The 22,613-nt window shown below is 52.7% G+C and carries 17 protein-coding genes; 12 read left to right on the top strand and 5 right to left on the bottom strand.

Features of this window, described 5'->3' with window-relative positions; all coding sequences use genetic code 11:
- Window positions 1-177 precede the first annotated feature (177 nt).
- Entirely contained in the window at window positions 178-4,620 is a 4,443-nt protein-coding gene (locus tag QMG93_RS12520) for an S-layer homology domain-containing protein (protein ID WP_281936869.1), read from the top strand.
- Window positions 4,621-4,705: 85 nt separating this feature from the next.
- Here QMG93_RS12520 and QMG93_RS12515 read toward each other — a convergent pair whose 3' ends face one another.
- Window positions 4,706-5,908 (bottom strand): ROK family transcriptional regulator, encoded by a 1,203-nt coding sequence (locus QMG93_RS12515; protein ID WP_281936867.1) that lies wholly within the window; start codon window positions 5,906-5,908, stop codon window positions 4,706-4,708.
- Window positions 5,909-6,063: 155 nt separating this feature from the next.
- Between QMG93_RS12515 and xylA the strand changes: the two genes are divergently transcribed.
- From xylA to QMG93_RS12470, 9 genes are all read left to right on the top strand, one after another.
- Window positions 6,064-7,377, top strand: a complete 1,314-nt coding sequence (xylA, locus tag QMG93_RS12510) for a xylose isomerase (protein WP_281936865.1) — start codon at window positions 6,064-6,066, stop codon at window positions 7,375-7,377.
- A gap of 35 nt (window positions 7,378-7,412) precedes the next feature.
- A complete protein-coding gene (gene xylB, locus QMG93_RS12505) occupies window positions 7,413-8,903 on the top strand; it encodes a xylulokinase (protein WP_281936863.1) in 1,491 nt (496 codons plus the stop codon).
- A 170-nt stretch (window positions 8,904-9,073) separates the two neighbouring features.
- Entirely contained in the window at window positions 9,074-10,858 is a 1,785-nt protein-coding gene (locus QMG93_RS12500; protein WP_281936862.1) for a sensor histidine kinase, read from the top strand.
- Window positions 10,855-11,925, top strand: coding sequence for a response regulator transcription factor (locus tag QMG93_RS12495; RefSeq protein WP_281936860.1), 1,071 nt, complete (start codon window positions 10,855-10,857; stop codon window positions 11,923-11,925). The genes QMG93_RS12500 and QMG93_RS12495 overlap by 4 nt, the downstream gene beginning before the upstream one ends.
- A gap of 109 nt (window positions 11,926-12,034) precedes the next feature.
- The gene (locus tag QMG93_RS12490) at window positions 12,035-13,342 is read left to right on the top strand and encodes an ABC transporter substrate-binding protein (protein WP_281936858.1); all 1,308 of its coding nucleotides are present in this window, start codon (window positions 12,035-12,037) and stop codon (window positions 13,340-13,342) included.
- A 91-nt stretch (window positions 13,343-13,433) separates the two neighbouring features.
- The gene (locus QMG93_RS12485; protein ID WP_281936856.1) at window positions 13,434-14,318 is read left to right on the top strand and encodes a carbohydrate ABC transporter permease; all 885 of its coding nucleotides are present in this window, start codon (window positions 13,434-13,436) and stop codon (window positions 14,316-14,318) included.
- A gap of 8 nt (window positions 14,319-14,326) precedes the next feature.
- Window positions 14,327-15,139 (top strand): carbohydrate ABC transporter permease, encoded by an 813-nt coding sequence (locus QMG93_RS12480; protein ID WP_281937252.1) that lies wholly within the window; start codon window positions 14,327-14,329, stop codon window positions 15,137-15,139.
- A gap of 49 nt (window positions 15,140-15,188) precedes the next feature.
- Window positions 15,189-16,523: a glycoside hydrolase family 30 protein gene (locus QMG93_RS12475; protein WP_281936854.1), complete on the top strand. Its 1,335-nt coding sequence runs from the start codon at window positions 15,189-15,191 to the stop codon at window positions 16,521-16,523.
- Window positions 16,524-16,553: 30 nt separating this feature from the next.
- Window positions 16,554-18,830: a beta-glucosidase family protein gene (locus QMG93_RS12470; protein WP_281936852.1), complete on the top strand. Its 2,277-nt coding sequence runs from the start codon at window positions 16,554-16,556 to the stop codon at window positions 18,828-18,830.
- Between the two features lie 202 nt (window positions 18,831-19,032).
- Here QMG93_RS12470 and QMG93_RS12465 read toward each other — a convergent pair whose 3' ends face one another.
- From QMG93_RS12465 to QMG93_RS12455, 3 genes are read right to left on the bottom strand one after another with little or no spacing between them, the layout of a single operon-like run.
- Window positions 19,033-19,746 carry an SDR family oxidoreductase gene (locus tag QMG93_RS12465; RefSeq protein WP_281936850.1) on the bottom strand — a complete coding sequence of 238 codons (714 nt, stop codon included), beginning with the start codon at window positions 19,744-19,746 and terminating at the stop codon, window positions 19,033-19,035.
- 28 nt (window positions 19,747-19,774) lie between these two features.
- Window positions 19,775-20,323: an NAD(P)H-dependent oxidoreductase gene (locus QMG93_RS12460; protein WP_281936849.1), complete on the bottom strand. Its 549-nt coding sequence runs from the start codon at window positions 20,321-20,323 to the stop codon at window positions 19,775-19,777.
- A gap of 18 nt (window positions 20,324-20,341) precedes the next feature.
- On the bottom strand, window positions 20,342-21,559 hold the full coding sequence (locus tag QMG93_RS12455; RefSeq protein ID WP_281936847.1) for an MFS transporter: 1,218 nt from the start codon (window positions 21,557-21,559) through the stop codon (window positions 20,342-20,344).
- A 167-nt stretch (window positions 21,560-21,726) separates the two neighbouring features.
- Between QMG93_RS12455 and QMG93_RS12450 the strand changes: the two genes are divergently transcribed.
- The gene (locus QMG93_RS12450; protein WP_010498754.1) at window positions 21,727-22,065 is read left to right on the top strand and encodes a winged helix-turn-helix transcriptional regulator; all 339 of its coding nucleotides are present in this window, start codon (window positions 21,727-21,729) and stop codon (window positions 22,063-22,065) included.
- Between the two features lie 50 nt (window positions 22,066-22,115).
- Window positions 22,116-22,277: a hypothetical protein gene (locus tag QMG93_RS12445; RefSeq protein ID WP_281936842.1), complete on the top strand. Its 162-nt coding sequence runs from the start codon at window positions 22,116-22,118 to the stop codon at window positions 22,275-22,277.
- A gap of 84 nt (window positions 22,278-22,361) precedes the next feature.
- On the opposite strand, the gene QMG93_RS12440 is transcribed toward QMG93_RS12445, so the two are convergent.
- Window positions 22,362-22,613 (bottom strand): hypothetical protein (locus tag QMG93_RS12440; protein WP_281936840.1); only part of this gene is annotated, 252 nt, incomplete at its 5' end.

The raw sequence follows: 22,613 nt of genomic DNA, 5'->3' as shown, positions 1-22,613 counted from the left end.
TTTGTAAGCGTTTTGTAAGCGAACATCGATATAATAAAAACACGATTAGGATAAAAGTCCTGAGTCTATAGTTGTAAGGAAGGAGAGCAATTTCATGCCGTGTATCTAAAATCGATTGCCGCCGACTTAAGATGTTGAAGTTTGATGGCTAAACATGAAATAAGGGGGATAAGCTTCGTGTTCGACTACATAAAACGCAATAACAAAGTGACCGCATGGGGACTCATCATCTGCATGATCCTGGCCATGGTCCAGCCTTTTTCCTCAAAGGTCCATGCGGGCAGCTCAGGCGGTCAAACGCCGGTTACGAAATGGCTCACCTTTAAGTACGATAATTTCAACAATCCGAATCAAACGAATCTTCTTTCCATGAACGGTCAAGCGGCTGCCTTCTTTGACAATACGCCGCAAGTCAACAATAAGGTGCTCCGTTTGACGAAAACCACGGCCGGAGTATTCGGCTCCGCCTTTAACAAGTCCTTGATTTACAGTACGAATAACTTCTCTTTCAGCACCTCCTTTGCTTTCCGTATCAGTGACCCTTCCGGATATCCTAACGATACCTTCCCGGATGGAGCCGACGGCTTTACTTTTGCTATCCAGACGAAGTCAAGCACTGCGGGGTCCGTGGGGGACGGCATTGGCTATGGGGGCATTCAACCCAGCTTTGCGGTAAAGTTCGATACGTTCGATAACAAGACCTATACCGGCCAGCATAACGATCCAAGCGATAACTATGTCGGGCTGGCCCAAAACGGGAACGTCGCGAATACGAATCCGACCTGGTACAAAGCCATTCCCAAAAACCAGATGGATATGAAAGACGGCAACATTCATTATGCCTGGATCGATTACGACGGGATAAATAAAACGATGAGAGTCTACACCAACAACACGAATAACCGCTCTACGGCCGTTCAGCAAATCGATGCCTCCGGTATTGATTTGGGAGCCATATTCGCCGGCAAAAGCAGCGTGTATGCCGGTTTTACCGCTTCGACGGGCTCGTCGTGGGAAAATCATGATATTTTATCCTGGTATTTCACAAACCAACTCGATCCTATCGATGTCAACCAACCGGATGTCGTGTACAAGCAAGCGCCGACCAGCGTTCTGTTGAACACAACGCCGACAGGCGAACCCGGAAAAATGAGCGTTACCGCAACGGTATACGATGTCGACGGCAATCCCGTTTCGGATGCGCCAATCACCGTTTCATCCACACAAGGCACGCTTACGGATGCAAACGGCAATCCCGTGTCTACGCTGACATCGGATAATCAGGGCCAAGGTCAAGCGATCCTGGATTTCGGCGGCGGAACCGTCGCGGGCAATATAACGGCTGTCGCCGTTGGCGGCGCTTATGTAACGGTTTCGATTCCGGCCCCGCCTACCGGGTTGAAAACGGGCGCAACGGCCCAAACGGCCTCGACCCTGAGCTGGAACCCGGTTCCCGGTGCTTCCTACTACAAAGTGTATAAGAACGGCGTTCTGTACGCCTCCAATGTAACGGGACCCGCTTTCAATGTAAGCGGACTTGCGCAGGGCACGTTCAATACCTTTACGGTCACGGCAGTCAAAAACGGACTTGAATCGGACTTTTCGAACCGCGTGACGCTTCCTGTTTTCGCCGGACTGAGTCTGGATAGCGTAAGCTATACGTTGCCCGTCGGAGAAACGCACCAAACTGTGGTGAGCTACGTTTATTCGGACGGCTACCGTATGGACGTCACTCCTTATGCTTCGTATCAATCCATGAATTCCAGGGTTGCAACGGTGAATGCGGGCGGGCTTGTAACCGCGGCCGGAGCAGGCACTACGGTGATTCAAGCGGTTTATGGCAATGGCAGCGCCCAAACGGAGGTAACCGTAACGCTGGGTGCGCCGACAGGAGTTTCGATAAACGATGTCACCTCCACGGGCGCTACCTTGACCTGGAATGCCGTGCCTGGCGCCCAAACCTATAATATTTATGAAAACGGCCGGCTGATCGCCTCCGGCGTGACCGGAACCACCTATACGGCAACCGGACTGACTGGCGGAACGGAGCATCGCTTTACCGTGACAGCGGTGAGCAATGGCATCGAATCGTCAGCTTCCGGAGGTTCGAATGTTACAACGTCGACATTAAGAGAACTTCAGGCCGATCAGTCAAGCTTCACATTGACGGCGGGAGATACGCATCAGACGAAAATTCAGGCGGTCTACCTGGACGAGAGTATTCAGGATGTGACCGGCAAGGCGGTTTACCAGAGCTCGGATCCTTCCATTGCGACGGTAGATTCGCACGGGGTCATTACCGCCAAAGCTCCCGGTACGGCGACCATTACAATTTCGTATGACGGTAAAACCTTGACGGAAACCATCGTTGTTCAAAGTGCTTCGCCACAGATCAAGCTAACCTTGAATACATCGCCAAGCAGCGTAGTCGGCGACGGAAAATCGCAAGTGACGCTCTCTGCCAATGTAGCGATGCTTAACGGCTTGCCAGTAGCCGGAAAACCGGTCGTCTTCCATTTCGGCAATGGCGGTGAAGGCGATGTTACGGCCGTTACGGATGCTAGCGGAGTTGCGTCGGTTACCTTTACGGCGCCGGACATTCGGAGCACGACTCCTGTGCGCGAAGTCATTACGGCGTCTGCAACCGATCCGATGACCGGTTTAACGGTTCAAAAAGGGATTGACATTCGTTACATGCCGGCTTCGATTAAGGGAATCTTAATCGATCAAATCACAGGCCAGCCTATAGCGGGGGCTGCCGTTTCGGTCTCGGCCGACTTCAACCAAGACGGCATTACGGACTTCAGCTCTACGGTGACGACAGGGCCGGACGGCTCCTATCAAATTTCGGTACCTCGCGGCAATTACGATTATATGGTGGATATTACCACATCCGTTAAAATGGGCAATCAGACCGTCCAGTTAACCAAAAAGCAAACGGTACATGTGGATCAACTGAACGGCACGGGCGAAACGATCGTCTCTTCCAATAAAATTAGCGGCCAGCTGTTTGTGTCCAACCGTTCTTCAAGCAATACCCAGCCGACCGTCGAGAGCGTTTTTGGCAAAGGAAATGTATCGGTATTGGTGAAAGCGATCAACGGGAGTGCGTTTGTGACTCAGATGCCACTGGATTCCAATGGAAGCTTTGATATCAGCGATGTTCCTCAGGGACAATATATCGTTTCGTATCAAATTAAAGCTAAGGACGGAACGATGCTTGCCGGACCATCCGCACTCGTGAAGGTAAGCCAGAACGGGGAAACGGGGGTAGTCTACTCGTTGATCGACCCGTACGGGGTCGTTAAGGATACAGCAACGGGCCAACCGATTAGCGGCGTTACGATGAATTTGTATTGGGCGGATACGGAGCTGAACAAGCAAAAACGCCGTACCCCGAATACGTTGGTTCAATTGCCTGAACTGCCAGATTTTGCGCCAAATCAAAACCACAACCCGCAAGTAACGAATCAGGCGGGAGAATATGCATGGATGGTATTCCCGGACGGGGACTACTATATTACGGCAACGAAGCCCGACTATAGCTCCTACAGTTCATTGGAAGCCAAGCCGAACGTTCCGGCCGTTAACGGCGCGGACAGCTATGTCCGGGATGGAATTATCCATGTAGGTCAAGACCTGGTATCGCTTAGCTTCTCGATGAGCGCAAATTCAAGCCCAAGCTCGAGCTCCGGCCCAAGCTATGGCGGCGTTTCCGTATCGCCTTCGGTCACGGCAAGCGATGTGACAAGCACGGGCGTCACGTTGAATTGGAACGGATTCGGCGGCGCGAGCTCGTATAACATCTACGATAACGGTAAACTTATTGCATCCGGCGTTACCTCCACCAGCTACAAGGTAACCGGATTAACCAAGGGCGATCATCCGTTTACGATCAAAGCGGTGGTGAACGGAGTCGAAACCGGAGTTGTACAAGCTCTTACCGTAACCATCCCGTCAGGCGCGGGAACCGACGGTGCGGCAGGCGCATCGGGCGATTCCTCCAAGCAAGCAGGCGAGCATGAGAAGTACGTTGAAGGGTATCCGGACGGCACATTTAAGCCGGAAAGGAACGTGACCCGCCAAGAAGTAGCGGCTATGCTCTACCGGCTGTATCACCTCTCCAAATCGGATTCGCCGGCCGCGATTTATTCGGATCTGACAAGCGCGGATTGGGGCGCAGCTGAAGTTGCCGCTGTTACAAAGGCCGGCTATATGAACGGATACCCGGACGGTACGTTCAAGCCGAATCAACCGATCACCCGGGAAGAAATGGCGGGAATCGTCGCTCGTCTCAAGCAATTGCAGGGCGGCGAGAAGGATGTCTTTGCGGATATTGCCGACAGCTGGGCACGCGGGGAAATCAATGCGGCCGGTCAAGCAGGCATTTTGTCGGGGTATCCGGACGGAACGTTCCGGCCTAAGGCAAACACGACCCGCGCAGAGGTCGTAACGATCTTCAACCGTCTGCAGAACCGTGGACCGCTGACAGGCGTTGACACGCCTTCCTGGTCGGATGTGCCTTCGAGCCACTGGGCTTACGGCGATGTGGAAGAAGCTTCGACCCATCACGCTTATAGGATTGAAAATAAGGCAGAAAAACGGACAAGCACGAAATAACGAAATGATGCTCACGCAAAAGAGGGCCATTCCTACCGTCGACAATCGGCGGGGAATGGCCTTTTTCTTGTAGAGGGGCTAACCCTTAATCCGTTAAAGCCTTCATAGCCGAAAAGAAGCGGTTGATCGCAATCGACGCGGCGCCGGCAGCCGAGGAATTCATGCCAAGCTTGGCGTAGACGACGTTCATTTTTTGGCGATGGAACGAGAGGCTGTGCGAATTCAACGTTTCACGGATGGAATCTGCCATCCATTCGGATGCCAAGGACATGCGGTTCCCGATCACGATGAGCTCGGGATTAAACACATTCACCAGATTCGTAATCCCGACCCCCAGCCAGTGTCCCGTGCTTGCAAAAAGATCGATGACCGGACGGTTTCCCCGCTTGGCCAGGTGCAGCAAAGTGCTCAAGTTGATTTTGTCGATCGCGTCGGCGACCTGAATTTTCTCGTCAACGAGCTGAAGGGATTTGGCTTGTTGAATGAGCGCCTTCTCCGAGGCGAACGTTTCCCAGCACCCGCGGCTGCCGCACCCGCAGAGGGGCCCGTCCTGCGCCAGGGTCATGTGCCCCACTTCGCCGGAAAAGCCGGACACTCCCCGATACAGTCCATCGTTCAAAATAATTCCCGCACCGATCCCGATCCCGACGCTGAGATAAATCATATTCGAGACGGAACGTCCGGCGCCGAATTCCTTCTCGCCCAAAGCGCCGACGTTCGCTTCGTTATCAATGGCGATCGGGAGGTTGAACTCTCGCTCTAGCATCTCTTGGAGGGGAACGTCGGTCCATCCCAGATTGGGAGCGGACAGCACGTTTCCTTGATCGTCGACCAGACCCGGTACGCCGACGCCGATTCCAATGATGCCGTAGGGAGACGAAGGTGTTTTTTTGATGAGCGAATGGATGCATTTCTTGAGCTTCTCCGTCACCGTCTCCACGCTCAAATCGGTCATGTCGATTCTTTTCTCCTTGACGATGGTTCCGCCCAAATCGGTGACCATCGCCAAAATATAATTTACGCCGAGATCGACGCCGATCGCGTAACCGGCCTGCTGGTTAAACAGCAGCATCATCGGCTTTCTTCCGCCGCTGGACTCCCCAAGCCCGATTTCGGTCACAAAGTGGCTGTCGATCAGTTCGGTGACAAGGGAAGAGACCGTCGTTTTATTTAAACCGGTTTTCACGGAAATATCCGCTCTGGAAATCGGAAAATGGTGGCGGATCGTGTCCAGAACAAGATATTTGTTTATTTTTTTCATCAATTGCAAATCGCCGGTGATTTTCATGCCATCCTCCAAAGCCTGCTATTGTCGGTGCTTTTTCTTTATCATAACATGGATTGCAAAAAATAAAAGCTCAACTTACTTTGTCTACTGGACAAACAAAGTATCCGGTGCTAACATGAAATTAAGCCATTTTTCCAACATAGGGAGGAATCGATATGAGTTATTTCAATAAGGTCAGCAAGATTCAGTTCGAGGGGAAAGATTCCAAAAATCCGTTGGCATTCAAGCATTACAACCAATCGGAAATCGTGCTTGGCAAAACGCAAGAGGAGCATCTTCGCTTTGCCGTAGCCTACTGGCATACCTTGACAGGCGGGGGCAGCGATCCGTTTGGCGTCGATACGGCCATTCGTCCTTGGACGAACTACACCGGGTTGGACTTGGCGAAGGTACGCGTCGAGGCGGCTTTTGAATTTTTTGAGAAGATCGGCGCTCCTTATTTTTGCTTCCATGACCGGGATATTGCGCCCGAGGGCGATTCGCTGAAAGAAACGAATCACAATCTGGATGTGATCGTGGCCTCCATCCAAGAGCACATGAAAGCGAGCGGCGTAAAGCTGCTGTGGAACACGGCTAATATGTTCACGAACCCGCGATTCGTTCATGGCGCGGCAACGACCTCCAATGCGGACGTGTACGCGTACGCGGCGGCGCAGGTGAAGAAAGGGCTGGAAACGGCGGTAGAGCTGGGTGCGGAAAATTATGTGTTCTGGGGCGGCCGCGAAGGATACGAGTCGCTGCTCAATACGGATATGGAGCTTGAACTCGATAATTTGGCGAGATTTTATCATATGGCGGTTGCTTATGCGAAAGAAATCGGCTTTACGGGGCAGTTTTTGATCGAGCCGAAGCCGAAGGAGCCGACGAAGCACCAGTATGATTTTGACGCGGCGACTACCATTGCTTTCCTGCAAAAATACGGGCTGCAGGATCATTTTAAACTGAATCTCGAAGCGAATCACGCGACGCTCGCCGGACACACCTTCGAGCACGAGCTGCGTGTGGCCCGCTTGCACGGCATGCTCGGTTCCATCGACGCGAACCAGGGCGATCTGCTGGTTGGCTGGGATACGGATGAATTCCCGACCGATCTGTATGCGGTTACTCTCGCGATGTATGAAATTTTGAGCAACGGAGGCCTCGGATCGGGCGGCGTGAACTTCGACGCGAAGGTCAGAAGATCGTCGTTCGAGCCGGAAGATTTGTTCCATGCGCATATCGCGGGAATGGATACGTTTGCCAAAGGCTTGAAGGTTGCGGCAAAATTGATGGAGGACCGCTTTTTTGAGAAAATTACGGATGAGCGTTACAGCAGCTTCAAGAGCGGCATCGGCCTCGATATCGTGTCGGGCAAAGCGGATTTCCGCCAATTGGAGCAGTACGCGCTCGGCAACCAGACGATTGGCAACAAATCCGGCAGACTGGAGCGGATCAAAGCTGAGTTGAATGAGTATATTTTTTCCGTATAAGCGGGCGAACGATCACTCCTTGGGGAGGATAGGGCATGAAATATGTTATAGGGATTGATTTAGGCACCGGTTCCGTAAAAGCTCTTCTTGTCGATCAAGAAGGGAAGGTGCGCTGCGAGACGTCGCGGAGCTATCCGCTGCAGCACGAGCAGCCCGGATATAGCGAACAGGAGCCGGAGGCATGGGTAAGTCAAACCGTGGACGGTTTGCGCGCTTTGGTGCAGGAGTCGGGAGTGGAGCCCAAGGATATCGAAGGGATCAGCTTCTCGGGACAAATGCATGGCCTGGTGTTGCTGGATGAGCAGGGGCAGGCGCTTCGCCCGGCGATTCTTTGGAACGACACGAGAACGACGGCGCAGTGCAGAGCGATCGAAAGCAAGCTTGGGCCGAGGCTTTATCACATTACGAAAAATGCCGCCCTGGAAGGCTTTACGCTCCCGAAAATCATGTGGGTGCAGGAGCATGAACCGGAGGTATTCCGCAAAGCGGCGGTGTTCCTGCTTCCCAAAGATTATTTGCGCTATCGTCTGACAGGCAAGCTGCATATGGATATTTCCGATGCGGCAGGCACGCTGCTGCTCGATGTGATCGGGAAGCAATGGAGCCGGGAAATTTGCGACGCCTTCGGCATCGACACGAGCCTATGTCCGCAGCTTGCGGAATCGCTGGATTTCGTCGGCTGCTTGCTGCCGGAAATCGCGGCCCGGACGGGGCTTGCACCCGAGACGAAGGTGTATGCGGGAGGAGCCGATAATGCGTGTGGCGCGGTCGGATCCGGTATTTTAAAGAAGGGCGACGCTTTGTGCAGCATTGGAACCTCGGGGGTCATCTTGTCCTACGAGGATCGGGAGAAGGATTTCGCGGGGAACATCCACTTCTTTAACCACTCGCAGCCGGGCGGCTATTATGCGATGGGCGTCACGCTTGCGGCGGGATATAGTCTGGATTGGCTCAAGAAAACGATTGCGGCTGAGGAAAGCTACGATGCATTTTTAGCGCAGGTTTCCGAGGTGCCAGCCGGCGCGGGAGGGCTGTTATTTACGCCGTATCTCGTCGGGGAGCGCACGCCTCACGCGGATTCCGTGATCAGAGGCAGCTTTATCGGGCTGGACGGCTCGCATCGGCGCGAGCATTTGGTTCGGGCTGTGATGGAGGGGATTACTTTTTCCTTAAATGAGTCGGTCGGGATGTTGAGGGAAGCGGGAGTCGAAGTAGGGACGATCGTCTCCATCGGCGGCGGGGCCAAAAACGAGGTTTGGCTGCAAATGCAGGCGGATATTTTCCAAGCTCCGGTCGTGAAGCTGACTAGCGAGCAGGGCCCCGCTTTAGGAGCGGCCATGCTTGCCGCGGTCGGCTGCGGTTGGTACAGAAGCATAGCGGAGTGCGCTGAGCGGTTCGTCGGCTATGAACGGCAATTTGAACCGGACCCGCAACGTGCGGCGGTGTACCAGGACTTATTCGGAATATATCAATCGGTTTACGCCAGCACGCGGGACTTGAATCGGAGATTACAGGCGTACCGGTAACCAAAGCATCATTCAACTGCAAAAAAAGGGCGGACGAATTAGCATTCGACCTGCCCTTTTTCAGTTAGGAAATAAATGGACCGATAAACAATTTTTATCGCTTTGCTGCCGGCGCGTACTGAATCTGCTACAATAAAGGCGAACATTTGATTTTATGGGAGGCCGGCACCATGATGAAGCGACTCTTCCATCGCTTTCAGAAGAGCCTGAGGTACAAGCTGATGCTTTTGATGGTGACGATTGCGATCATGCCGTTAATCCTGGTCACCCTGTTTGCGGCGAATACGACCAAGCAATCTTTGAGCCTGGAAGTGATCCGCTCCAACGAATCGAGAATGGACTGGGCTGCGAAATATTTGGATGAAAAATTCGATCAGCTGCAGGCGGTGAGCTATTCCCTTCTGCTTGACCACAACCTGTTTCCAAACGGGAGCGGGGAATTGGACAACGGCGCAAATAGCGCGGATGCGGCGGACTCCTATATTCAAGAGAAGCTGAGATCCTTATATATCGCCAATAATAAAAATATCGTGCGGATTTCGCTTTATTTGAAGTCCAAGCACCGTTTATTCGTCGTCGATAAAGATGCGGTGAGTTCAACCGGGCAACTCAATGCTCCCTTTGGAAACTGGGGGGATTTGGATCAATCGTTTGAAAGCGTTAACAGGGTGATGCATGCGGCACATAATAATTTTACCCTGGTACGTACGATGAACCGGTTTGAGAATCGGGAGGTACTTGGCGGGATATCGCTGGATGTCCGTTGGAATATGATGAACAGCGTGCTGGACATGATCCATTCGGAACCGAACAGCCAAGTGATGATTTTGGACAATCAAGGAAATATGATGTATAACCCTTATGCGAATTCGCAGCAGGAGGCTCTGCCCGGTGAAATCTTGAAGGAGGCTGCCGCCAAATCGGACGGGCCCGGACATATGGAGCTGAAGCAGGGGTTATTGTTTTACCAGCCCGCCGTATCGGGTCAGCTTCGGATTATCAAGTTTATTCCGATGAATTATTTGACGAAAGGCGCTTCGTCGACGTTGAGCTTCAGCTTCTTTACCGCCGTCATCTTTATTGTGCTGGCGATCATGGCCGCGATCTTGACCGCCTATTACACGACGAAACCGATCATCCGGCTGACGAAATCGATGAAAGCGGTGGAATTCCAAAACTTCGATGTCAGTGTCAGCAACATACGCAGCGATGAAATCGGCACGCTGGAGCGGCGGTTTAATTCCATGCTTCAGCGGATCAAAGAACTGATCCAGATCGAATACAAAAGCAAGATCGAGAAGCGGACGGCGCAGCTGAAAGCGATGCAGGCGCAGATCAATCCGCATTTTCTGCAAAATGCGTTGCAAGCCATAGGCGGTATCGCCATCTCGCGGAACGTTCCCGAAATTTATGAGCATGTCCGCGCGATTAGCGATATATTCCGCTACACGATTCGAATGAAGTCGGACTTGGTCACGGTTGCGGATGAGTTGGAGCACGTGAGCAATTATTTGCAGATTCAAAAATTGCGCTTTCAGGACATGATCCGCATTCATCTGGATGTCGATGACGAATGCCGGTCCTGTCAGATTCCGAAGTTCTCGCTACAGCCCATCGTCGAGAACTGTTTTGTTCACGGACTTGAGGGGAAAATGGCGGAATGGTCCATTACGATTACGGCGCAGAAGGTGTTGGATGAAATCGAGATCAGCATCGAGGATAACGGTGTCGGCATGGAGGAAACGCGGCTGGAAGAGCTGCGCAGCCGGTTGAACGACGAATCGGAAGACCGGGAGCTGGGCGAGAGTCTGGGCCTCGGCAATGTGCATTCCCGGATTAAGCTTATTTTCGGGGAAGAGTACGGATTGTTTATCGACAGCAGGGCAGGAGCGGGTACGACGGTCAAAGTTGTCATTCCTGCCGTTCCGCAGCATGGAGAGGAGGAAGCCGTATGAAGGCTGTCGTTATTGACGACGAATTTTGGACGCGGAGCAGCATTCGGCAACTGGCCGACTGGGCGCGTTTCGGCATCGATCGGGTCGAAGAGGCGGAGGACGGCTTGAGCGCGTTGAAAATCATCGATGAAATCAGCCCGGAAATTGTCATTACGGACATGAAGATGCGCGGGATGAACGGGATCCAGCTTTTGCAGAAGCTGACGGAGGACTACCCGTTTATCCGCAAGATTGTAATCACCGGCTATGACGATTTTTCTTATACCAAACAGGCAATTCGATCCAAAGTGGATGAATACATTTTGAAGCCGATCCACCCGGAAGAGCTGAACATGGCGCTGGAGAAGGCCGTCCGGGAATGGCGGATCGCCCGGGGGCTTCATACCGTGCAGCCGCTGGACAAACCCATGCTGAAGATCATCACGGAGTATAAGCGGATCATTTCCGGCCATTTTCAGGGCATGCAGGTGGAGGCCGTTCAGGGTCGGTTCAAGGAATTGGAGCAAGTATTGAGAGCCCGGGAACCGTTCCAGCCCGGCTTTAACAATACGTTGTACAAGCAATTCCTTTTATTGCTGGAGGAACAGGCATCCATGGCGGGAACGGATGCGGCGTTCGCGATTCCGGCATGCGCCAATAACTTTTACGTTTCGGACGATACGCCTCTGTCGCAGTGGATCAAGGTGTTGTCCGCCGCGTACGCTGCCGTGCTGGAGGAATGGATTCACCGGAGAAGAAGCAAGAACAGGATCGACATTGACGAAGTCAGGCAATATATCGACGTTTCCTTCGCGGAATCGATCACTTTGGAATCGGTCGCCGGCCGATTTTTCGTCAGCAAGGAGCACCTGTCCCGGACGTTTAAGCAGGAAACCGGCTCGACGGTCGTGGATTACATCATTTCCAAACGGATGGACAAAGCAAAGCAACTGCTGCTAGATCCGGCCAATTCCATTAAAAGCGCGGCGGAAGCCGTAGGCTACTCGGATATTACTTATTTTCACCGCTTGTTCAAAAAAGTAACCGGGATTACTCCCAATCAAGTCAGGCAGGACCCTCAAGCCTAATATCAATATCGTCCAGTCCATGACGCAAATCCGGTCCAATGCGCCCGAGGCGCACTCCCGATTATACTAAACACGTAAGCGCCATCACGAAAAAGGGAGGATACAAGCAATGAAGAAAGCACTTACAACAGCAGCTGCTATTCTCATGCTGGGGTCTACGGTCGCTTGTTCATCGGCCGGAAGCGGCGATAACGCCGGCGGTTCGGGAGCGCAGGGGAACCAAGCCGCGGGGGCACCGAAAAAGGTCGAGCTGAAAATTTTCCTCGGGGGCCTGGACCGTTTCCGCGATCAATTCGACAAGTACTTCGCCCAGTTTGCCGAGAAGGAAAAGAAAGAGAAAAATATCGAAGTCTCGATTAACTCCGAGTATCCGGGGGCGGAGAATGCCGCGCAAATCTTGAAAACCCGGCTGGCTACCGGAGATGTGCCGGACATCTTTTCCATCCATGCGGTGAACGAGATTCCGGATTATTACAAAGCCGGCTATTTGTCGGATTTATCCAGCCAGCCGCTGGCAAGCAAGCTGAGCGACGGGATCAAGCCCATCGTCTCGATCGACAATAAAGTGGTGGCGGTTCCGATGGAAAGTCTGGAATGGGGATATCTCTACAACAAAAAAATATTCAACGATTTGGGACTGAAGCCGCCTGCCACGCTGTCAGAAATGAAGGCGGTTGCACAAAAGCTGAAAGACAATAACGTCAAGCCTTTTCTTCTCAGCTACAAAGAAAGCTGGGTTCCGCAGCTGTTCCTTTCGCTTACCATCGGCGGATTGGTCAATACGAGCCACAAAGACTTTGTCGACAGCATGAACAAGGGGCAGGGCAGCTTTGCGGATATTAAGGAGATGTTCGACATTATTGACCTTGTGAACGCGAACGGAACGGACCGCGCTTTTGAAATCGGCAACGATGACGGAGCCGCCGAGTTCGCGAGCGGCAAGGCCGCCATGTGGGTACAGGGGCCTTGGGATTCCGACAGCATCCTGAAGGTCAACGACAAGCTTGATTTTGGCGTCGCGCCGCTGCCGATTAATGACGATCCGAATGCGACGATGATTAATGTATCCGTATCCACCTCCTTGGCGATGGCCCCGAACGGCAAAAATAAAGAGGTATCGCTCGACTTGCTGAACTATATCTTGGACGATCAAGCGTCGAACGAGCTTTATCAAAGCCTGAAGTTCAATCCCGTCTCCAAAACCCATACCTTCAAGCCTTATCCTTGGGTGGAGGAAGCTTCGAGCTACGTGAACAAAGGGAAATCCTACAAGGACCCGTCGATTCCTTCTGCGGTTAAGGACGAAGGAGGCAAGGCGCTGCAGGCCTACTTCAGCAAGAAGATGTCCAAAGAAGACGTCATCAAAGATCTGGATAAAACCTGGAAGGATGCCAACGCGGCCGCCAATAAAAAATAAGTGTCCGAAAGAGAGCGTCGCGCCCTGTTCCCGCAGCCAACCGTTCTGCTGAGAACAGGGCGCGGCTTCCCCGAAGGAGGGATTGAACATCATGCTGAAACGCCCGTCCAAAGCAACGACTTCTCTGATTTTGTTCGTACTTCCTGCTTTTATATTATATGTCATTTTCTTGGTCATTCCCGTGCTGCAAGGCTCTTACTACAGCTTCACGAACTGGGACGGCTTGAATAAGTCCTACAGCTTCATCGGGCTCCAAAATTTCGTCGAAGCCATTCGCGACGATGCCAACTTCAGAACGGCGCTTTTATTTACCGCCAAGTATGTCTTGTTTGCGGTCGTGCTGCAAAACGCCCTGGCGCTGCTGCTCGCTCTACTGATTGAGTCGCAAAAAAGAGCGAAGGGATTTTTCCGAACGATCTTTTTCATGCCCAATATGCTCAGCGTCATTATCAGTACGTTTATGTGGGTGTTCGTGTTTACAAAAGTGATGCCCGCCCTGTCCGAATATGCCGCTTTAAAATTTCTCGGTCAATCCTGGCTCGGCGACTCGAACGTCTCGTTCTGGAGCATCATGCTTGTCTCCGTATGGGGCGGCGTCGGCACCCTGATGATTATTTATATGTCCGCCATCCAAGGCATTCCGCAGCATTTGAAGGAAGCGGCCATCATTGACGGAGCCAAGCCGTATCATATGCTTCGTTACATTACGCTGCCTTTAATCACACACGCGCTGACGATCTGCATTTTTCTGACTTTGAACAGCTCGTTCAAGGTGTATGACCTCATCTTTGCATTGACCGGAGGAGGTCCTGCCCGGGCTACGCAGGTAATTACGATGAATATTTTGGAGGAAGCTTATCAGCGCAACTACCGTTACGGCTATGCCAGCGCCAAGGCGATCATCCTCTTCCTGATTATTCTGGTCATTACGCTCGTTCAAGTGTCGGTGATGAAGAAACGGGAGGTGGAAGCGTGAACAGGCGTATGTATTCCGTTTTGTCGCTCGTCGTGCTGTCCTTGCTGGCGGTCTACTTCCTTTTCCCAATCTATATGGCGATCATCAATTCCTTGAAATCTCCGGGCGATATGTACCGTTCCGTCTTAAGCTTCCCCGCTAGTCCGCAATTTGACAACTACGTTCAGGCGTTCAAGAAAGCGAACATGCTCAGAAGCGCCTGGAATACCGTCGTGGTCACGGTAACGGGGATTACGGGAATCGTCTTTTTCAGCTCTTTGGCCGGATATAAGCTTTCCCGGACGCGGGGCAGACTAAGCAATTTTGTGTTCATGCTGTTTGTCGCTTCGATGCTGATTCCTTTCCAGACGATCATGGTCACCTTGACCAAAATGGCCAAAGGGCTGGGGCTGCAAGGTTCGCCGCTGGGGCTTGGGATCGTATGTGCGGGACTAGGCATCAATATGGCTATCTTTTTGTACCACGGATTTGTGAAAGGCATTCCGCGCGAGCTCGACGAGTCGGCTCAAATCGACGGCTGCGGCGAGTTCAGGACGTATTTTACGATCATTTTTCCGCTGCTGCTGCCGATTACGTTTACGATTGTGATCTTAAACATGCTCTGGCTGTGGAACGACTTCCTGCTTCCGGTGCTGCTGCTTACCGATTTCCGCAATTATACGCTCGTGTTGACGATCAACATGTTTTTCGGCAAGTACAGCAGGGAATGGGGGTTGATTCTGGCATCCTTGATTTTGTCTTCGATCCCGATCGTCGTCTTTTTTGCCATTTTCCAGCGCTGGATCATTCAAGGGATTACGGACGGCGCTGTAAAAGGGTAACGGGCTACGGGTTACTACGCATAGAGAGAAGCATAGGAGGGTTTACTTCATGGGCAATCGCGATATTCGCTGGATTTCAAGTACGAAAGACGCTTGCTGGACGGAAAAACCGGTCTCCGGCCAAGCGGGAGGCGACGCCAACCTCACGATTACCGGCGAAGCATTTCAAACGGTAGAGGGCTTTGGAGGCTGCTTTAACGAATTGGGCTTTACGGCGTTAAGCCACTTGACGCCCGAAGAACGGGGACGCGTGCTTCACTCCTTATTTCACCCCGAAGGAGAGCTAAAGCTCGGCATCTGCCGGCTGCCGATCGGCGCCAGTGATTACGCGCTCGAATGGTATAGTCTGAACGAGACGGACGGAGATTTGGCGATGGAGCATTTCTCCATCGAACGGGATCGTCAGTATTTGATTCCCTATATCAAAGAAGCGTTAACGTGCAATCCGGAGTTGAAATTTTTTGCTTCCCCGTGGAGTCCGCCGACCTGGATGAAGTTTCCCAAAGCCTACAATTATGGAACGCTGCGTTGGGAAAAGGATATTTTGCAGGCCTATGCGCTTTATTTCGTCAAGTTTGTGGAAGCGTATCGTCAAGAAGGCATTACGATTCATCAGATTCATGTGCAAAATGAAGTGGTCGCCGACCAGAAATTCCCGTCGTGCGTTTGGACAGGAGAGCAGCTTCGCGAGTTCATCCGCGACTATCTAGGGCCGGCCTTCGAGGAGCACGGGCTGGATACGGAAATTTGGCTGGGAACGATCAATGCGCCGGAGCCGTGGCAGGAAATGCTGCACAAATCGACTTCGGATTACGATGTTTATGCAAATACCGTGTTAAGCGATCCGGAAGCTTATAAATATATTCAAGGCGTCGGTTACCAATGGGCGGGCAAATATGCGATTCAACGAACCGTGCAGAGCTATCCGGACCTTCGCTACATGCAGACGGAAAACGAATGCGGAGATGGTCTGAATACGTGGGACTACGCAAAATATGTTTTTAATTTATATCAGCATTATTTCACGAACGGCGTAAACAGCTATATTTATTGGAACATGGTGCTAGAGCCGAAAGGGCGAAGTACGTGGGGCTGGGAGCAAAATTCGATGATCACGGCAGATCCTGCCGCCAAGCGGGCCGTGTACAATCCCGAGTTTTTTGTGATGAAACATTTCTCGCATTTCGTTGCTCCGGGTTCGTCGCGCATCGGGTTGAAAGGTCCGTGGGCCGGAAATGCGCTTGCCTTTGCAGCGCCGAACGGACAAAAAGCGGTGATTGTGGCCAATCCGTTCGCCGAGCCGCGGATTCTCCGACTAAGTGATGGAATGCGCACGCAAGCTTTGGAGCTTGAACCGGAATCGTTCAATACGATTATTTTTTGACATCGGATTCATCGTATGGGGAGGATGCTAATGGAGAGATATATACGGCAGCTTATCGCGCAAATGACCGTAGAGGAGAAAGCAGGGTTATGCTCCGGCTTGAACTTCTGGCAAACGAAGGCGGTGGAACGGCTGGGGATTCCATCAATTATGCTTACAGACGGCCCTCACGGACTCCGGAAGCAGCGGGGAGGTTTAGACCATCTGGGCTTTGCCGACAGCGTGCCGGCGACCTGCTTTCCTTCGGCGGCAGGCTTGGCCTGCTCGTGGGACCGCAAGCTGATGGAGCAAGTCGGCGTCGCGTTGGGCGAAGAATGTCAGGCCGAGGACGTTGCGATCCTGCTGGGGCCGGCGGCCAACATCAAACGTTCGCCGCTTTGCGGCAGAAATTTTGAATATTTCTCGGAAGATCCCTATTTATCGTCGGAAATGGCGGCCTACCATATCCAGGGCGTCCAAAGTCAAGGTGTAGGAACGTCGCTGAAGCATTTTGCCGTGAATAACCAAGAGCATCGAAGAATGACCGTGGATGCGGTTGTGGACGAACGGACCTTGCGGGAAATTTATTTGGCAAGCTTCGAAGGAGCGGTCAAGCAGGCTCAGCCTTGGACCGTGATGTGCGCCTACAATAAGGTCAACGGCGAGTATTGCTCGGAGCATGAGAACTTGCTGACCCGTATTTTGAAGGAAGAGTGGGGACATGAAGGCTTTGTTGTGTCCGACTGGGGGGCCGTGAACGACCGGGCGAAGGGATTGGCTGCCGGGTTGGAGTTGGAAATGCCGTCAAGCAACGGCCTCGGCGACCGGAAAATCGTAGATGCGGTGAAGAGCGGCAAGCTGTCCGAGGAAGCGCTGGACAAGGCTGTAGAGCGAATATTGCGCGTTGTTTTCCAAGCGGTCGATCGGAAAAAGGAACATGCTTCCTTCGATACGGAGGCTCACCATGATCTGGCCAGAACCGTCGCGCGCGAAAGCATGGTGCTGCTTAAAAATGAAGACGGCATTCTGCCCCTGAAAAAGGACGGCACGATCGCCGTGATCGGGGCGTTGGCGAAACATCCGAGGTATCAAGGCGGTGGAAGCTCCCACATCAACCCGACCCGATTGGACGATATTTATGAAGAAATGCGCCGAACGGCAGGGGCCGCAGCCAGCATCGTATACGCCGAAGGCTATCCGTTGGAAAGCGACGACATCGACGATCGCTTGCTTCAGGAAGCGAAGCTGGCGGCGGCGCAAGCAAAGGCCGCGGTCATTTTCGCGGGCCTGCCGGAACGGTACGAATCCGAAGCGTATGACCGGCAGCATTTGCGGATTCCCGACAATCACCGGAAGCTGATTGAGGCCGTCGCGGAAGTGCAGAGCAATGTGGCCGTCGTTTTAAGCAACGGCGCGCCGGTCGAGATGCCCTGGATCGATCGCGTGAAGGGCGTGCTCGAAGGCTATCTGGGCGGTCAGGCGCTAGGCGGCGCGATTGCCGATTTGCTGTTCGGGGATGCGAATCCGTGCGGCAAGCTGGCCGAAACGTTCCCGAAACAACTAAGCCATAATCCTTCCTATTTGAATTTCCCGGGCGAAGGGGATAAGGTGGAGTACAAGGAAGGGCTGTTTGTCGGTTACCGCTATTACGATGCGAAGCAGATCGAGCCTTTGTTTCCGTTTGGGCACGGATTAAGCTATACGACATTCGAATACAGCGGCATGACCGTCGACAAACGGGAAATCCGGGATACTGAGACGGTACGTATCGGCGTTCGTGTCCGAAATACGGGCGAACTCCCCGGAAAAGAAATCGTCCAACTGTATGTGCGAGATGTTGAAGCAAGCGTGATCCGGCCGGAAAAAGAGCTTAAAGGCTTTGAAAAGGTCGAGCTGGCGCCCGGGGAGGAAAAGACCGTCGAGTTCGTGTTGGACAAGCGCGCATTCGCCTACTACAATCCGGATTTGCAGGACTGGCATGTGGAGACCGGCGATTTTGAAATCTTGATCGGAAAATCATCGGCCGAGCTCGTGCTTCAAGAGACGATTCGCGTGCAATCGAGCGTCAAATTAAAGAAAACCGTTACCCGAAATTCGCTCGTAGGCGATTTGCTGGACGATCCGCAGTTGTCGCCGATCTTTCGCGAGATGCTTCGGAAGTACAGCGAGAACAAGGTGATGCATGCGCTGGAAGAGGACGGTTCGGATATGATGCTGGAGTTTGTCAGGAATATGCCGCTGCGCGTGCTCGCTGCTTTCAGCCAAGGCGCCGTGACGGAAGAGATGCTGGAAGCGGATCTTCAGCGGTTAATTGCAATAGGCGAATAGAAGTGGGGAGAAGGGAGAAATTCCTTTCTTCTTTTTTTATGCCCAAGTCCGCAAAATCGCCAGTGTTGGCGATTCCTAACGAATGAGGCGCATATGGTAATAGGTAAGGTCGTAAAGCACGCTCCATCCTGAATAGTAAAGGGTAAGTATTCTAAAGCGATACTAACAAAAATGCCGGGCTAGGAGAAGCCCGGAACGAACCTTAAGTCAAAATATGCCCGCCTTCCACGTGCATAACGGTGCCGGTCACGAAACCGTTTTGGATCAGATAGAGCACGCTCTGCGCGACATCCTCCGCTTGGCCGACCCGTTTGACCGGGAGCTTGCCGGCCACGGTTTCGTAAAACTGCTTGCGCGCGTCCTCCGGCATTTTGCTGCGCGAAGGCGTATCGATGATCCCCGGGGATACGATATTGACCCGGATCGGAGCAAGCTCCAGCGCCAGCGTCTGGCCCAGATTCGAGACCGCCGCATTGACCGCGCCAAGGGCGGACGAGCCGACCATCGCTTTGTAGGCGACCACGCCGGAGAACAGGGTAATCGACCCGTTCTTCGAGATGTGCGGCGCACCGTATTTGGCCGCATAGTATTGGCCCCAGAATTTGTTTTCGAACAATTTGCGGGCTTGCGCCGTATCGGTTTGAAGGAACGGTCCGCCCGAAGTTTCCGCGGCGCTGACGACAAGATGATCGAACGATCCGACTTTTGCAAAAAATACCTGCACCTGTCCTTCGTCCGTCGTATCGAGCGTATAAGCTGTGGCCTTCGGTCCGAGCTGCTCTTTGGCGCTTTGCAGTTTTTGCTCCGAGCGGCTGGCTATAATCACTTCCGCGCCGAGCGCAATCGCCTGCTTCGCGGTTTCCAGACCGATTCCGGAGCTGCCGCCGATCATGATCACTTTTTGATTTTGCAACATGAGATATCCTCCTTTTTGGGTAAGCGAATTATTGATTCAATACCGATTGCAGATGGGCGTCGAGCTCGGCCGTGAACTGGTCGATCTTCGGATGTTTGATGACATCGTAGCAGGCGAAGCTTTTTAAAGGCTGCAAGCCGAGGAACTCCTGCGCCCGGTGCAAATGGCTTAACGCTTCTTCCAGGTCGGCTCCTTTAAAAAACTGCGTCGGATCGTTGAACGCTTCTTTCGGAGCGTTCCAAGTTGTCGAGAGCATATATTTTTTGCCGGTTAACATACCGCCCCTGCCGTACTGCTCGGCGCCTTTGAAAAACAACCCGTAAGCATACACTTCGTCCATATACGTTTTCAGGAGTCCGGGAACGCTGAACCAGTATACAGGCGTCTGGTAAATAATCACGTCGGCCCAAATAAATTTTTGCTGCTCTTCTTCGATGTTGTAGCCGTTTTGAATAATGGTCGTTTGGACCTCGTTATTTTCGCTCAACGTGCTTACCATTCGATCGACCAAGGTTTGATTCAGTTTTCCCTCCGCCGAACGATATGTTTGATGACCGTTAATGATCAAAATTTTCATTTTTTCTCCATCTCCTTATTATGTGTTTAACGTGCGGCCATGCCCGGCTTGTGAAGATAATTCGGCATCCTGACGGTCCAACGACCAGCTGGCCAGTGCAACCAAGAGTCCGGCAGCGGTCACGATGGCGGCTACCCACGGTAAAGCGTGAAGCCCGGGGCCGTTGTCGATGATCCAGCCTCCCAAGTAAGCTCCGCCGGCATTGGCCAAATTAAAAGAGCTGATGTTCAAAGCGGAAGCGATGTTCGGCGAGCCTTTTGCTTTCTGAAGCACCCGCATTTGGAACGCCGGTACGATGGTGAAGGACGCGAAGCCCCAGACGAACACGGTGACCACGGTGGCGATTTTGTAGGAGCTGGTCAGCGTAAACAGGGCCAGCACGGCCGTCAAAAGCACCAGCATCCCGGCGAGCGAGGGCATCAACTTCCAATCGGCCAGCTTGCCCCCGACGGTGTTGCCGATGGTCATTCCGATTCCGAACACAAGCAGGATCGGCGTAACCGCACCGGCTCCGAATCCCGTGATGTCGGTCAGGATCGGGGCGATGTACGTAAAGGCCGTGAATACTCCGCCAAACCCCAGAACCGTCATCAGTAAGGCAAGCCCTACCTGTTTGCTGCGAAGAACGCGCATTTCTTGACGGAAACCCGCAACGGCTTCTTGCGCGATGCGCGGGACGAGTCCGCCAATCCCGACGAGAGAGATGATCCCGAGCGCCGTCACAATCCAAAAGGTGGAGCGCCATCCCCACATTTGCCCGACAAAGGTGCCGAAGGGGACGCCAAGAATGTTGGCGAGCGTGAGTCCGGCAAACATCATGGCGATTGCGCTCGCTTGTTTTTCGCGGGGAACGAGACGTGTGGCCACGATCGAGCCGACACCGAAAAAGGTGCCGTGCGCAAAGGAAGCCAGGATGCGGGCGATCATCAGAACCGCATAGTTGGGGGCGATTGCGGCCAACAGATTACCGGCGACGAAGATGAGCATCAGGCCGAATAGCAGCGACTTGCGCGGCAGCCGCCCGGTCAAGGCGGTAATGACCGGACCGCCAATGGCGACGCCCAGCGCATAGCCGGTAACGAGCAAGCCTGCGGCGCTTAAGGTAACCTGCAGATCGGCCGCAACCTCCGGAAGGATGCCCATAATGACGAACTCCGTCGTGCCGATGGCGAACGCGCTGATCAAGAGAGCGACGAGCGCCAAGGGCGGCCTGCTTCGTTGAATTTCCGTAGACATGTTGTTCACCTCCTCAGGTAGGGTGGAATGATCGGCTCACAACGATATTATATGTGTAGTAGATTCATTTAGGGAAGTAGTGATATTTAATTCATATAGTTTCCGAAAGTATATTTATGTGATACAATGGGGATAATTAAGCAAAAAAATGTCGGGAGGGTGCTTGAATGAGTGAGCTTGAACCAGTCGTTCTGACCAAAGGAACGCCTGGCGTGCCTTGTCCCATTGCCAAGACGCTGGATGTAATCGGGACGAAATGGACCTTTTTAATTATTCGCGATCTGCTGATCGAAGGGACGATGCGATTCAGCGACCTGCTGAAATCGATGGATGGCATTAGTCCGAAGACGCTCTCGCTCCGTCTGAAAGAACTGGAAGACCATGGCATGCTGGAAAGAACGGTATACCCGGAAGTTCCTCCGCGCGTCGAATATACGTTGACGGAAAAAGGAAGGCGATTGGAAGGCATTTTTATCGAATTAAAAAGATTTGGCATGCAGTTATAGGACTAGAATTGTTCCGCGGGGAATGTCGTGAAAAGGAGGGGGGGACACTCGTGGGAAATGTGATTTCCATGCCCAAAGCCCAAGAAGACGCAGCACCTTCCCTGTCCATGTCGAACGGGTTGACCTCGGTTTTTCTTGATGTTCTGGTGCTTAGCGGTTCTCGAATCGCGAATACGGATCGGGAGAAAGAACTGATCAACCTGCTCTTTTAGCAGCCTAAGAAACTGCTGGAGTGCTTCTACCTTCCATCGCCAATGTGGCAGGATAGGGGCTCAACCTATAGTGGGATACGCTGTCTAGTCTCCGTCTGCGGTGAGCTGAAGAAGACAACCAGGCTGACCCAACGTAGAGCCGGTTACGGGGCGTTGCTCGGGTGACTTTAAAACTGCAGCTACACTCGTAGAAGCTCTTGTGGCGTTATCCTCGGACAGGGGTTCAAATCCCCTCGCCTCCATATGGAAAATCCACAACGCAAAAAGGAGCTTCGTCACTAAATTATGGTGATGAAGCTCCTTTTTCGTTTGAAAAATAAGGGGCTTAAGAATAAT

This window comes from Paenibacillus tyrphae (genome assembly GCF_027925525.1).
Taxonomy (GTDB): domain Bacteria; phylum Bacillota; class Bacilli; order Paenibacillales; family NBRC-103111; genus Paenibacillus_G; species Paenibacillus_G tyrfis_B.
This window is presented reverse-complemented; position numbering and strand designations above follow the sequence as displayed.

Coding starts and splice junctions, on each gene's coding strand:
- QMG93_RS12515 (WP_281936867.1), bottom strand. CDS start 5,908: ATGAAAATCACCGGCGATTTGCAATTGATGAAAAAAATAAACAAATAT.
- QMG93_RS12455 (WP_281936847.1), bottom strand. CDS start 21,559: ATGTCTACGGAAATTCAACGAAGCAGGCCGCCCTTGGCGCTCGTCGCT.
- QMG93_RS12475 (WP_281936854.1), top strand. CDS start 15,189: ATGGGCAATCGCGATATTCGCTGGATTTCAAGTACGAAAGACGCTTGC.
- QMG93_RS12495 (WP_281936860.1), top strand. CDS start 10,855: ATGAAGGCTGTCGTTATTGACGACGAATTTTGGACGCGGAGCAGCATT.
- QMG93_RS12450 (WP_010498754.1), top strand. CDS start 21,727: ATGAGTGAGCTTGAACCAGTCGTTCTGACCAAAGGAACGCCTGGCGTG.
- QMG93_RS12465 (WP_281936850.1), bottom strand. CDS start 19,746: ATGTTGCAAAATCAAAAAGTGATCATGATCGGCGGCAGCTCCGGAATC.
- QMG93_RS12460 (WP_281936849.1), bottom strand. CDS start 20,323: ATGAAAATTTTGATCATTAACGGTCATCAAACATATCGTTCGGCGGAG.
- QMG93_RS12470 (WP_281936852.1), top strand. CDS start 16,554: ATGGAGAGATATATACGGCAGCTTATCGCGCAAATGACCGTAGAGGAG.
- xylB (WP_281936863.1), top strand. CDS start 7,413: ATGAAATATGTTATAGGGATTGATTTAGGCACCGGTTCCGTAAAAGCT.
- QMG93_RS12500 (WP_281936862.1), top strand. CDS start 9,074: ATGATGAAGCGACTCTTCCATCGCTTTCAGAAGAGCCTGAGGTACAAG.
- QMG93_RS12490 (WP_281936858.1), top strand. CDS start 12,035: ATGAAGAAAGCACTTACAACAGCAGCTGCTATTCTCATGCTGGGGTCT.
- QMG93_RS12480 (WP_281937252.1), top strand. CDS start 14,327: ATGTATTCCGTTTTGTCGCTCGTCGTGCTGTCCTTGCTGGCGGTCTAC.
- QMG93_RS12485 (WP_281936856.1), top strand. CDS start 13,434: ATGCTGAAACGCCCGTCCAAAGCAACGACTTCTCTGATTTTGTTCGTA.
- xylA (WP_281936865.1), top strand. CDS start 6,064: ATGAGTTATTTCAATAAGGTCAGCAAGATTCAGTTCGAGGGGAAAGAT.